Origin of the sequence: Pseudorhodobacter antarcticus (genome assembly GCF_900110135.1) — a bacterium.
Lineage (GTDB): Bacteria > Pseudomonadota > Alphaproteobacteria > Rhodobacterales > Rhodobacteraceae > Pseudorhodobacter > Pseudorhodobacter antarcticus.
Genome location: NZ_FOCO01000064.1, coordinates 1 through 12,288 on the forward strand (window position 1 = coordinate 1; position 12,288 = coordinate 12,288).

General features: G+C 52.6%; 10 protein-coding genes and 3 pseudogenes. 9 read left to right on the forward strand and 4 right to left on the reverse strand.

The features are described 5' to 3' along the window. The 4 genes and pseudogenes from BMY36_RS17790 to BMY36_RS17805 all read left to right on the forward strand — a co-directional run. Positions 1-310 (forward strand): integrase core domain-containing protein (locus tag BMY36_RS17790; protein ID WP_244888673.1); only part of this gene is annotated, 310 nt, incomplete at its 5' end. A 148-nt stretch (positions 311-458) separates the two neighbouring features. Continuing rightward, a pseudogene (locus tag BMY36_RS17795) lies at positions 459-704 on the forward strand (integrase core domain-containing protein); the annotation flags it as partial. Positions 705-742: 38 nt separating this feature from the next. Beyond that, a pseudogene (locus BMY36_RS19680) lies at positions 743-886 on the forward strand (IS3 family transposase); the annotation flags it as partial. A 94-nt stretch (positions 887-980) separates the two neighbouring features. Then, the gene (locus BMY36_RS17805) at positions 981-1,766 is read left to right on the forward strand and encodes a glycosyltransferase family 25 protein (protein WP_050518120.1); all 786 of its coding nucleotides are present in this window, start codon (positions 981-983) and stop codon (positions 1,764-1,766) included. 250 nt (positions 1,767-2,016) lie between these two features. Here the strand turns inward: BMY36_RS17805 and BMY36_RS19685 are convergent, their stop codons facing one another. Further along, positions 2,017-2,775: a glycosyltransferase gene (locus BMY36_RS19685; RefSeq protein ID WP_139194131.1), complete on the reverse strand. Its 759-nt coding sequence runs from the start codon at positions 2,773-2,775 to the stop codon at positions 2,017-2,019. Between the two features lie 165 nt (positions 2,776-2,940). Between BMY36_RS19685 and BMY36_RS17815 the strand changes: the two genes are divergently transcribed. After that, positions 2,941-4,047, forward strand: a complete 1,107-nt coding sequence (locus BMY36_RS17815) for a rhamnan synthesis F family protein (RefSeq protein ID WP_175469334.1) — start codon at positions 2,941-2,943, stop codon at positions 4,045-4,047. A 166-nt stretch (positions 4,048-4,213) separates the two neighbouring features. Here BMY36_RS17815 and BMY36_RS17820 read toward each other — a convergent pair. Next, positions 4,214-4,898, reverse strand: a protein-coding gene (locus tag BMY36_RS17820; protein WP_244888699.1) for an IS6 family transposase whose coding sequence is annotated in 2 segments (ribosomal slippage) — positions 4,214-4,487 and positions 4,486-4,898 — 687 coding nt in all. Because the reading frame shifts where the segments join, the coding sequence is not laid out codon by codon here. A gap of 207 nt (positions 4,899-5,105) precedes the next feature. Then, positions 5,106-5,858: a glycosyltransferase family 25 protein gene (locus BMY36_RS17825; RefSeq protein WP_050518115.1), complete on the reverse strand. Its 753-nt coding sequence runs from the start codon at positions 5,856-5,858 to the stop codon at positions 5,106-5,108. Between the two features lie 820 nt (positions 5,859-6,678). On the opposite strand from BMY36_RS17825, the gene repA reads away from it, so the two are divergent. From repA to BMY36_RS17845, 4 genes and pseudogenes are all read left to right on the forward strand, one after another. After that, the gene (gene repA / locus BMY36_RS17830; RefSeq protein ID WP_050518114.1) at positions 6,679-7,854 is read left to right on the forward strand and encodes a plasmid partitioning protein RepA; all 1,176 of its coding nucleotides are present in this window, start codon (positions 6,679-6,681) and stop codon (positions 7,852-7,854) included. 3 nt (positions 7,855-7,857) lie between these two features. After that, the gene (gene repB / locus BMY36_RS17835; RefSeq protein ID WP_050518113.1) at positions 7,858-8,841 is read left to right on the forward strand and encodes a plasmid partitioning protein RepB; all 984 of its coding nucleotides are present in this window, start codon (positions 7,858-7,860) and stop codon (positions 8,839-8,841) included. A gap of 281 nt (positions 8,842-9,122) precedes the next feature. Beyond that, the gene (gene repC / locus BMY36_RS17840) at positions 9,123-10,298 is read left to right on the forward strand and encodes a plasmid replication protein RepC (protein ID WP_050518112.1); all 1,176 of its coding nucleotides are present in this window, start codon (positions 9,123-9,125) and stop codon (positions 10,296-10,298) included. Between the two features lie 212 nt (positions 10,299-10,510). Continuing rightward, positions 10,511-11,956 (forward strand): annotated as a pseudogene (locus BMY36_RS17845) (ParB/RepB/Spo0J family partition protein); the annotation flags it as partial. Between the two features lie 23 nt (positions 11,957-11,979). Here BMY36_RS17845 and BMY36_RS17850 read toward each other — a convergent pair. Then, positions 11,980-12,288 (reverse strand): transposase domain-containing protein (locus tag BMY36_RS17850; RefSeq protein ID WP_139194056.1); only part of this gene is annotated, 309 nt, incomplete at its 5' end.

A 12,288-nucleotide genomic window follows, 5' to 3' on the forward strand; every position in this document is an offset into this window, starting at 1 on the left:
GGCCCCGAATACATCAGTGAAAAGCTCCCTCTCGGCGATGCACGCATCGTCTGTCGGGCAACGGATGAAATGGGCTGTGAAACGTGGGGTTACCATCCAGCACATCCAACCCGGCCAGCCGCAGCAGAACGCCTATATCGAACGCTACAACCGCACCGTAAGGCATGAATGGCTGGACCAATACATCATCGAAAGCATCGAGGAGGCCCAAGATTACGCCACGCAATGGCTGTGGACTTACAACAACGACCGCCCCAACATGGGCATCGGCGGCATAACACCCGCAATGAAACTGAAAATGGCCGCGTGAATTCTACGATCGCACCCCACTAAAAATAGGGGGGATTACCTTGGGTTCTGGCCCGCGTCGCTGATCACAAAATGAACCGCCTTGATGACCTCATGCCATGGAACTGGCCGGCTGAATAAGTCAACGCCAGTCACACCGGACGGATACGAAACATCTGACAAAGCACGGCTTCAAGGTTTCCATGAGCGGCAAAGGCAATTGCTATGACAACTCCATGGTTGAGACGTTCTTCAAATCCATCAAGGCGGAGCTGATCTGGCGCACACGCTGGGAAACAAGGCGTCAAGCGGAAGGCGCGATATTCCAGTATATCAATGGGTTCTATAATCCACGGCGGCGGCATTCATCGCTGGGCGGCAAAAGCCCCTTGGCATTCGAACGAAAGGCCGCATAAATGAGTTGAGAGACCGGAACGCAAGCGGGACAAGACCAAACAACGTCAGGCCGCACTCATCGCTTGGCAACAAAACCCCAGCAGAAGCGCGCCGGGCGCTTGAGCGTTTTGATGGCATCGCTTCCGGCGCGCTTGCCGAACCCGAAACCAACAACTATCAAACCCAAGGTCTCTCGTTATGAACGAGAGACGACCGAGGGGCAGGTCACTTATTGTTCCTCTCACACAATGCAAACACTCTTGCGCACATGTACGCGTAGGCAAAAAGGGGCTGAAATGCACATCAAAGAATTACCTATCTGGCTTATAAATTTGCCACGCGATGAGGGGCGGCGTACGTCAATGGAAGCGCAGCTTGCCAAGATGGGTTTGCAATGGCAAGTCTTTGAGGCGGTCGACGGCAAAGAACATGAAGCGGAATTGCTTAGTGCTACAGATGAGGCTGCCTATCAGCGCAACATGGGCAGCACTCTTCTGCCCGGTCACCTCGGGGTCTATGCCTCGCATCTAGCGGTCTGGGATAAACTGGTTGCCTCGAAACACGAAATAGCGCTGATCGTCGAAGACGATGTCGTCTTTCACGATGATTTTCTAGTTGCGCTTGCCAGTGCCATCTCTGTTAGCGATCATTGGGATATTGTGCGCTTTAACGCTATCCGCGCTAAGTTACCAATCACGCAGGGGACAATCGGCAGCTACCAGCTAAATGCCTATGTTGGGCCCTTTACCGGCAATGCAGCTTACCTGATCAAGCGCGAGGTGGCGGAGCGACTACTGCCCGGCTTGCGGCGACAGACTCGCGCACTTGATCACGAACTGAACCGCTTCTTCGTGCATGATTTCCGACTGTATGGGCTAGAGCCATTCGCCTCACATCCCGATGACGGCAATGTCAGCACCATCAATGGCGTCGATTTCGGAAGGGTGCGGAAGTTTAAATGGTATCGGCGCCTGCCGTATTATAGGCTGAAAGCAGCAAACTACTTCCGCCGGTTTTTCTACCTTGCGCGCAAGCGCACTCTGCCAGGTAGCAAAGCCCAGCTTAAACAGCGCAAGGATTGAGAAGAGTGCCTGACGTCAGCAGCGATGGGGTGAAAACCTATCGGTTTATTGCCTCTTTCGAGCCGCCCCTCCTTCTCGGCATATCCAGGTTGGCTGAATAGTATCTGTTTTATCCAATCCTTACCAAACGTCGGCCCGCTTTTCCTACTTGTGTGATCCCTTAATCTGCATGGTTAACGGCCACCTTGCCAAAGGCATCAATTGCTGACGCTTATGGGCATTGCTCAACCCGCCCTCAGGGCCGCTTAGATCAGACGGAAAGTGTTCCCCCGTTTCGGGTCCAATAATCTCGCATCCAATCAACGCTGCCCGGAATATGATGCGGCCACACCCCCCGATTATCACCGCCCGGACGGATCAAGTCAAAGGGGCGAGGCCGTCCATGAAATATAACAATCTTCGTCCCCGGCGCAGGCTGTTTTGGCTGGAGAAACCGGTCAATGAGTACGGGTCGACGCAGATGGCGCTTGAAGCTGACAAGCCAACTTTCGGGCCAATATCCTATGTCGTCTACCATTTCGTGGATATAGCGTTGCTCAAGTCCGTGGCGTTGCGCAACTCCCCCACAATCTTCGCGAAGCCTATCAACCAGATAGTCGAGCCGCCCCAGATCAAAGGCCATAATGGAGCTCATAGTGGATGGTGCATTACCACTCCAACGCCCCTCATCGACAGCTATCAGTCCAGTGCCGCGGGTGAAAAACTCGGCCAAATTTCCCCAAATAACCATATCGAGATCAATGAACAGAGCCCGTCCGCGTAAGCCATGAAGATCCTTAGAAAAGAGCGATATCTTCGGCCATGCACCGATACGCCATAAATCTTCGCGCAGCCCCATATCGGGAATAGGCAGGCACTCGACCCCACCATCTATTCCCTCTGCATCATCGGTCAGACAAACAAAACGAAATTCGCCGGGCAAATTTGCGCGTGTCGCGTTAAACAAGACGTTAACATAATCGGGCCCGTATAACTTGCCCCACTTCATGCAGATGACGGTACGATCCACCTTGCCCCCGTGCTTGTTCTGGCAGGCCTATATGGCATGCTTTACCCGCGCTTGGCTCACTGATAGAGGATAGCATCAGGATCCGTCAATGGAAGTTGATGGGGACCTATCTGAAGACTTGGTGAGGTTGAAATGATACCGCGTTGGAAACTCAAACGAGAGCTTGTGCGGCTTCGTGATCAGATTGCGAGTTTGCCGCAGGCAATAGCATCGCTGCATGCGCGTCTCTCCGAGCCGCAGCGCAGGCGTGCGCACGATGCGGCCTTTCCGCAGAATCTGCGAGTAACCGAAGGCAAGATCGTGCCGAGCCCGCGGCTGGCCGTTGTTGTGCTATTTCAGCCGCACGGTATCGCATTATCTACACTTGAATCGTGTAAAGGGCTGGTCGCCGGAGGATATGCACCTCTCGTTATCTCGAATGCGATACTATCTGACTCCGACCGAGCTTTGCTTGCTCAAACCTGTTGGCGTACGGTCGAGCGCCCAAATTTTGGTTATGATTTTGGGGCCTACCGCGACGGTATCCGCATGATCCGGGAGCAAGGCATCACCCCGGACAGGCTTATCTTAATGAATGACAGCTTCTGGTGCGCCATCACGCCCGAGCTTCTTGGCAAGATTGAGGATCTGGACGCGGACCTTTCAGGCCTGCTTCAGGACGAAAAAGTGCAGCACGATACAAAAGGCGGCAAGCCGACACAAAATTTGCATATAGAAAGTTATTGTCTCTTCATCTCAGCAAGGCTCTGGAAAGCTGAGGCTTTTAGAACCTTCTGGGACGGTTATCTGATGACCAATTTCAAGCCTAGAACAATCAAAAATGGAGAAATCGGTTTTTCGCGGAAGATGAAAGCCGCCGGATTTTCCCTTATTGCATTGACAAATCGTGGCTCTTTCTTGACAGCACTGTCGAATGTAGCCAACGATGAACTGCAACAGGTCCTGCGCTATGCTGCCTATGACGATCCGGTTTTTAGATCGGAAGCGGCGGCCTTGTTGTTGCTTCCAGCCGAAGGAGATGCATGGCGCAACAAGGTTCTGGACCATATTCGCCGCTGGGTGAACCGGCGCCGGTTTAACACTGCGTTCCCGCTGGCCAGTGGCCGCATATTCGGAGTCTCTTTTCTGAAAAAAAGCCATGAGGAAATTTTTGCTGCGGCGCGCGTTGCCTATCTGCGAGGGTGTGAGGATGGCCTGATCCAGCCCGCATCATCTGCCATCGTGGCGGAATTGGCGCAAAGCGTTAGCAGTGTGGTCCCCACAAAGCGATAAACGCTCTACTGGCCCGCAAACCGCTTTTGGGTGGCAGTGTTTCGCGACCCAAAGTGTCCCCGCTCGGAGCAAGATTTTCCACGTATTGATCACACAGACGGGCCAGATCGTCTGGTTCCGTCGCAAACTTTCCAATTTCGAATGAGGGCCCTAATTCTGGACATGATTATGCCGCGAGCTCCGCGAAGATCTGAAAGGCCGTTGCACCGTTTGCCGGGATCTGGCCCTTTCGGATCATGTGAGCCGTCTCGATGCCGGCGATGGTCGCGGCGGCCGAATGGAACGCCTTGAAGCCCATCATGGTGTTGGTGACCCGTTTTATGAAGCGGTGATCTTGCTCAAGAATGTTGTTGAGATACTTGACCTGCCGGATTTCGACTGTACGCCCGTTGTCCGTGAATTTCAGGATCACATTCACCGCCTGAAGCCCGGCGAGATTTGCCGCTTTTGTCGATGACGACGCGGTCAGGCACGCCGTTCGCCGCTATCGCTTGCTTGAAGAAACGTCGAGCGGCGGCGAGATCACGGCGCTCAGAAAGCATAAAATCAAGGGTTTGACCGTCGCGATCCACGGCGCGGTAGAGATAAGTCCAGCGGCCTTTGACCCGGATGTAGGTCTCGTCTACGCGCCAGGAGTTGGCCGTCGGCTGCTTCCTTCTTTGAGCCTGCGCTGCGACCTGCGGTGAGAACTTAACAACCCATCGGTTGAGCGTCGCATGGTCAACCTGGACCCCGCGCTCGGCCATGATCTCTTCCAGGTCGCGGTAGGAGACGGCATAGCGGGCGTAGAAGAACACCGCGTACAGGATCACCGGCTTCGGGTAGTGTACGCCCTTGAAATCTATTGCCATCTGCGCCAACCCGCCTGTTCATCCTTTTGGCCCGAGGTAGCGCGAAACTCGAAGGAGCGGAAGGGGAATCCAAGTTTGCGACAGAACCCCATTTCTGCACCCCGCAAGGAATCCCTGATGAGGTGGAAAAGACAGTGATCAGGGCTATTTTCAGGCGCGATGGGTTTTCACACAGTCTGGAGGGTTTCAGGGCGGCGGTGAATAGCCCTATTTACCCAAAGCCCGCCTGATCATTGCAGCAAGGTAAAGTGGCCCCTTGTGGCGCATATAGCTCAGTGCCCAGCGTCGCTTTTTGGTGGGTGCTGAACTACTCACTCGGATAGTACTCTCAACGGGGGCTAGGCTAACTAAGCATGGGTCTACGAAGAGCCCAACGCCGCGTCTTATCAGAAAATGACGTAGTTGCTCATCTACAGGAGCAAATATCCCATCAGCCTCAACTGATGCAAGAAACGCTTTAGCACCCGATTGGCTCCAAAGCAGAGCCGCCGTCAATATTGGAAAATAATAGGCGCGATAAAGATCGTATCCATTGAAGCAGGCCAAGCGACGGCGACGTTTTCGGTAACTTGACGCCAGGTTGACGCAGTGCCATTCGTCCTCGAAAGATTGACCGAGGAAACCTAACACCGTCTCGATCCCCTTGATCGATCTACCAAGTACAACGGTATCATCCTCAAGTACCAGACCTATTGGCACGTTGCTCTTAACAAAGCTACTTAAGGCGGCAATGTGGCTCAAAAAGCAGCCAATCTCTGCGGGTGCAAGATCACGATTAAACAACTCATTTGCACGGTTGCGATTATAAAGTGGGTGCTGCAGCGCCTGATCTTGCGTTGGCGCTACGGCGGGAAGGCGTTCCCACACCAGCCCTAGCCTGTTCAACTGACCTGCCATTGATGCGAGACGCTCGACACTACGGTCGAGGTTGATCACACGAATTAATATATCTGAAGTCATCCTAATTTCTACTTATGGTTGCGTCTCGAAAGGGGTGAAAATTCTTTGGAGGCGTTCTCCGAGCGGCTTGATTTGCGCCTGATTAGGCGACGAGGTCAAGTGTCGGGCGTCATTGCAGGCCGTCAACCAAAGCTTTGTTATTCACTCGTTTCAATGGAACCCAAATATGCAGCGGCTGGCCAGCCAGACCCCCTCGCCCGGTTTTGGTTTTTCACCTATCTGCGCATTCTACATCACCTTGGCACATTGGCACATTGCGATGCCATCAGCAGGGGGTATCCACCCCATCAGTTCTCAGTGACAATCAACACTACGTGCTTTCGTCGTCTGACGCTTGTCTTATGAAGGTCCCAGCTTTTGTGCGAAACAAGAGCCACAGACAAGCATTTTGAAATGCTTGTCTGTGGTGGTAGTTGGATCGTTTAGAGCTTGGACCTTCATAAGACAAGCTATCCCAAAGAACATTCCCAACAACAAAGCTAGGGAAAACGAAATCTTTCTTACTTTCGATTCGCTTCTCCTCAGCTATTGCTAGAGATTGTGTTGAGCCGTTCAAAACATACAAAATGTACTATTAGCACATGGCAACCTACTTTTCTTTTATAAACAACACATTAACTAGGGAAAGTGATCGACGAACTACCAATCCTATCTATGACTGTACGAAAAAAAACTTGCGCGAAATCAAATCCTGCCGCATGACTATTCGTAGCGCATAAACGCGATAATTTCAGGTTTTAGCGCTACGAAATAATATTCCCAGAAAACGGGAGCTACGGGTGGACATAAACCACCCTAGCGTGAGGCATATGAGGGTCAAATGGCAATAGAGCGCGTTTTCGCCGAGCTCCAAACTGATGCAGCAACGCTGCACCAGTCTATTCGTCAACATCTAGAACGCAACTTTGCACCCGATGCCCGTAAATTTCTGCGCACATTTTCTTCCGCCGAGGCCGCCGAGTTTCTTGGTTTGGCCCCAGGCCATCTTCGGAAGCTCCATGCTGAAGAAAAAATTCCTGAGGCCCCCACCGATGAAAAGGGTCGTAAAGTATATTCAGCCGATGACCTCGGCGAGATTCGCCTTGCGCTCGCCCGAGCGACACGTGACCCCTCACTTTATCTTCGCGGTCGTGTGGGACAGGATCCGCTCCAGATAATTTCATGTGTGTCTTTTAAGGGTGGCTCTGCCAAAACGACCTCGGCCGCCTATCTGAGCCAATGGTTCGCACTTCACGGATATCGTGTGCTTGTAGTCGACATGGATCCACAGGCCTCTTTGTCATCGATGACTGGCTTGCGCCCAGAGATCGATTTTTCTCACAAGGGCACAATATACGATGCGATCCGCTATGATAATCCGCTGCCGATGAGCGAGGTCATTCGAAAAACCTATTTTCATGGTCTAGACATTGCAGCAGGCGGCTTGATCCTTTCCGAATATGAAACTGAGACGCCCTATGCCTTGCGCCGCGGCGCAGAACCCCCTTTCTACCTTCGGCTTCGCGAAGCATTGCTGTCGGTTGAAGCAAATTACGACCTCGTTTTCATCGATTGCCCGCCACAACTCGGGTTTCTGACCCTTTCATCTCTGGTTGCATCGTCATCGATCATCATACCTGTCGTGCCAAACTTCATCGATGTCGCATCTTTAGCGCAGTTCCTTACAATGACTTCTTCGCTTTTGGACACTATCCGCGATGCGGGCCTTTCATTGGACTATGATTTCTTACGATATCTTGTCTCTCGTTTTGAGCCGTCCGATGGCCCTCAGGCGCAGGTCGCAGGACTATTGCGCGCAAATTTTGGCAAGCGAGTCATGACAGAAACATTTCTGAAATCAACAGCCGTTTCGGATGCTGGCCTAACACACCAGACGCTTTTTGAGGTCGGGAGAGGTAGCATGAATCGCAACACCTATGACCGCGCGATGGAATCAATAAATGCGGTTGCACGAGAGCTTGAGCAAGACATTCACAAAGCATGGGGGAGGTTCTAAATCATGGCCCGCAAAAATATGTTCGAGGGGCTCACGCCGCCAACCCCAACGCCAGAGGATAGCGCCGCACAGCAATCCCCTCGCCCTGCACCTGAGGTTTTTCAGCAATCGGGCCCAATCGCAGCTATCAGAAACGACCTAAGAAGTGTTGGCGCGCGCTCGGTGCAAGAAATTGAACCGTCTCTGATAGAAGATACTGGCCTTACGGACCGTATCGGTGATCTTGACGATGATATCGCTGAGCTGAGAGACAGCATCTCTCGACATGGCCAGCAGGTGCCTATCCTATTGCGTCCGCACCCCACGCTCAGCGGCAGATATCAGGTCGTATATGGGCGTCGGCGGCTGACCGCCATAAAAGGTCTCGGCACGACCGTCAAAGCACTCATAAGGACGCTTTCTGACGAGGAAGCTGTTCTGGCGCAGGGGCAAGAAAACAATCTTCGAAAAGACCCCTCATTTATCGAGAAAACGCTGTTTGCTGGTGAGTTGGAAGATGCAGGCTATGAAGCGCGCATCATTCAAGATGCACTAAACATTAGTCGCAGCCACACCTCACATATGCGAAAAGTCCGTGAAGCCTTCCCGAGGGTTCTAATCGAAAAGATTGGAGCCTCACCATCCATTGGCTGGAAGCGCTGGTATGAATTGGCAACCAAAGTCTTAGAGCGAGGTGTTGATCCAAACTCCGTCAGTCCGGCTCCCTTCCCTGCCAATCTGACCTCTGATCAACGTTTTGATCATTGGCTTCAAGCTTTCGAAAGCAGCTCAGCTGCAACCCTCAAGCAACCCAAGAAAGCAGCTTCGGTTGAGATTCAATCGAAAACAGGTGCAAAAATTGGTTCTCTCGCCTCAGGAAAGAATAAAGTGACGTTCCAAGCAGATGCAACGACCACTGCGTTTGCTGATTGGATTGCTGGAAACGCAAGCTCCATCTTCCAGCGCCTACATCAAGAGTATCTTGACCAAACTGACAATCAAGACTGACCAAAATAACAGAAACAACAAAGGAGCAGTGCTGGAAAAAGATAGGCCTCCCGAATGAAACCAACTCGGAAGGCCCGCGCAATACACAGGGCGCCAACCCTGAGAAAGCTCAACTTCAACAAGAGCAATGTAGCGCAGGCCTGATTCGTTAGCAACATCGCAAAGGCGGTGAACAGTATGTCTTTGCCTCGGATATCAGTTTTTTAGCTATTCTGACCGCCAGGCAACGATATTGACGATAAGAAGTTGGGGTTGGCCAGATCGTTCAGCGAGAACGTCCCATGAAACACATCAATATTTCAATCAAACAGTCCCAATTCGAACACGAGAAGCTGGCAACATCCCACAACAGGACTGCTTCCGTCGGTCGACCTGCCAGTGATCCCCGCTGGCAAGTCTTGGATCTTGTTAGAATTTCAAAAGCTCGATTAAACCTGAAGGACCGCGACATTGCGATCTTACGCGGCCTTCTGTCACTCCTTCCCGCTAGTCAATGGGGGAACCAAATGATTGTCTTTGCATCTAACCGCATTCTATCTACACGATGCGATGGCGTCGAAGAGCGGACCCTACGGCGTCGGTTGAACCGACTTGCAGAAAGTGGTCTCATCCTTCGAAAGTCGAGCCCAAGCGGAAAGCGCTACCAGGTCAAGGATCATGACGATTTACGCGTCCTTGCCTACGGCTTGGATCTTACACCGCTTTATCAGATCACGAAGGAATTGGAGATCATTGCAGCAGACACCGTTCGTACCGAAATGAAAGTCAAATCACTTAAGTCAATTATACGCGACCGGCTATATCATCACGAAAAACTCTTTGACGAAGCAACTAGTGATTTTGCCAAACGAGCACTCCGTCGGAAAATGACTGTCGCTACATTGCAAGAAATCCTACAAGGATTGGATGCCACAATAAAGGGTTCCCAAACACCACCGGCCACCAGAAATGACTTTGATGCAAATGATTTGACCGCCACTGACAGCCAAATTGTCCGGCATATTCAGAGTTCTTATAAAGAAGATTTAGAAACTGAAAGCAAAGGTAGCAAAGACGACGACGAAGCTGCCTTCAATCGAACAGCTGCAGCTAAGAAAAAAGGGCGCGTAATCACCAATTCTGACATAACTGTGTTCGAATGCATGGAGGCAGCAACAACTGCTCGATCTATGAGCGTCGACAGACCACAAACATGGTCAGACGTTCAACAGCTTGCAAACAACCTGGCACCCGCGATTGGCCTTCACCCGAAGGCTGTTGAAGCTGCAAAAAATCGCTTAGGCGAATATGGTTGCGCGTTAGCAATTCTTGGTCTGGTTGAAGCATATGAACGTATCAAGTGCCCCCAAGCCTATCTCAATGCCCTTACTAAGAAGGCGCAGGAACGCGGATTGGATTGCGTTAAAATGTTCTGGTCACTTACCAAGCCTAAAGTTTACCGCACAGTGCTTACATAGATGTCCCGCGCGCAAACTCAATATGTATACCCCGGTAAACAACACCAGTAAGGCCTCCCCTGCCCGATTGTTTACCCCAGTATACATATTGAGCTCGATGCCCACCTACGGCCCAACCACCCGTATGTCAGAGTTAAAGGTTTGTTGGTTTGAGCGTGACGGCAAGTGAGATTGGGAGAGTGGCTCCCAGCGCCCCTCGAGGAGAACATCTGATGGCCAAAGTTGCTCAGAAAATCACTCTATCGCCATCGCGCGATGTCGCCTTTGACAAGCTGGTGTTGAGCCAATCCAACGACCGCCGCATCAAAGCAGGTGTGTCTGTCGAGGAACTCGCTGAAGACATCACACGACGTAGCTCGCTGCAAAGTCTGAACGTTCGGCCCATGCTTGATGCCGATGGGGCGGAAACCGGTAAGTTTGAGATCCCAGCCGGTGGTCGTAGCTTTCAAGCGCTGACATTGCTAGTGAAGCAAAGGCGCCTAGCAAAGACAGCCCCCATTCCTTGCATTGTGCGAGATGCAAATTCTGCGATCTTGGCCGAGGACGACTCTCTGGCAGAGAACGTGCAGCGGGTTGCTCTGCATCCCCTCGACCAGTTCCGGGCCTTCCTGGCTTTGCGGGAAAAAGGTCAAAGCGATGAGGAAATCGCTGCTGCCTTCTTCATTGCAGTGGCTATCGTCAAACAACGCTTGCGTTTGACGTCTGTGGCCCCTGCCCTGCTCGACGTCTATGCCGAGGATGATATGTCGCTCGCGCAGATCATGCGCGTCAGGAGCAAGTTTGGGATGCAATCAAATCCTCTTGGTCCAAAAAGCCCTTTCAAATTCGACGCATGCTGACAGAAACCTCGGTACGGGCCTCGGATCGTCGTGCTGTCTTTGTCGGTGTCGAAGCTTATGAAGCCGCCGGTGGGACGATGCTGCACGATCTCTTTCAAGGTGATGATGGTGGTTGGTTGGAGGACCCTGCCCTACTCGATCGCTTCGTCACTGAGCGTTTGCAGATTGAGGCCGAAACACTTGTGCCCGAGGGCTGGAAGTGGATCGAGGTCTCGGTCGATTTACCGTATGGCTACAGCCATGGCATGCGGCGATTGGTTGGCGATCCCGTACTGATGAGCGAAGACGAGGTAGCGACATGCGGGTCTGCTGGCCGAGTATCGCGGGTTGGAAGAGCGGACTGCTGGGCAAGACGAAGCTTCTGAAGAGACTGCTGCCCGGATGGATGCGCTTGAAGTGGCAATGGAAACCCTTGAGCAACGGCCGCTGATATATGAGGCGGAAGACGTTGCGCGAGCTGGTGTCTTTGTCACGCTTGACCGTTACGGTGTTCTCGCGCTGCATCGTGGCTTCGTGCGGCCAGAGGATGAGGCTTCGATGGCTGGTGACGGAGAACAAGCTGGCGCAGATGCGACAGGGCAGGGGGCTGATGCTGGGTCTTCGTCCTACCACCAAGAGGATGGTGCGACTGTCGGAACCATCATCACCTCGGGCAGTCCGTCTCTCGATGCCCTTGCTGAGGAAGATGATGATGGCGTTTTGAAGCCACTGCCGGAGCGGTTGGTGACGGAACTCACGTCTCACCGCACCTTGGCCCTGCGCGAGGCGCTTGGCCGATCCCCAGATGTGGCGCTGACCCTGCTACTGGTGAAACGTATCCGTCCGGTCTGACTGGTGTTGACTTATTCGGCAGCCCAGTTCCATGGCATGAGTTCTTCGAGGCGGGTCATCTTGTGGTCTGCAACGCGCTCGAGAACCCAGCGAAGCCAGGCTTCGGGATCTACCTTGTTCATGCGGGCGGTTTCGATGAGCGTGTAGGCTATGGCCGCAGCTTCACCGCCGCCCTTTGATCCCATGAAGAGATAGTTTTTGCGGCCGAGAGTCACCGGCCGAATTGATCGCTCACAGATGTTGTTGTCCAGCTCGAGCTGGCCGTTTTCAAGATAGGCCCGGGCCTTGGGCATGCGACCGAGCGCATAGCGGATAGCCTC

Bases quoted from the DNA above. Each gene is read 5' to 3' on its own strand.
- BMY36_RS17805 (WP_050518120.1), top strand. From the start codon at position 981: ATGCACATCAAAGAATTACCTATCTGGCTTATAAATTTGCCACGCGAT.
- BMY36_RS17825 (WP_050518115.1), bottom strand. From the start codon at position 5,858: ATGACTTCAGATATATTAATTCGTGTGATCAACCTCGACCGTAGTGTC.
- repA (WP_050518114.1), top strand. From the start codon at position 6,679: ATGGCAATAGAGCGCGTTTTCGCCGAGCTCCAAACTGATGCAGCAACG.
- repB (WP_050518113.1), top strand. From the start codon at position 7,858: ATGGCCCGCAAAAATATGTTCGAGGGGCTCACGCCGCCAACCCCAACG.
- repC (WP_050518112.1), top strand. From the start codon at position 9,123: ATGAAACACATCAATATTTCAATCAAACAGTCCCAATTCGAACACGAG.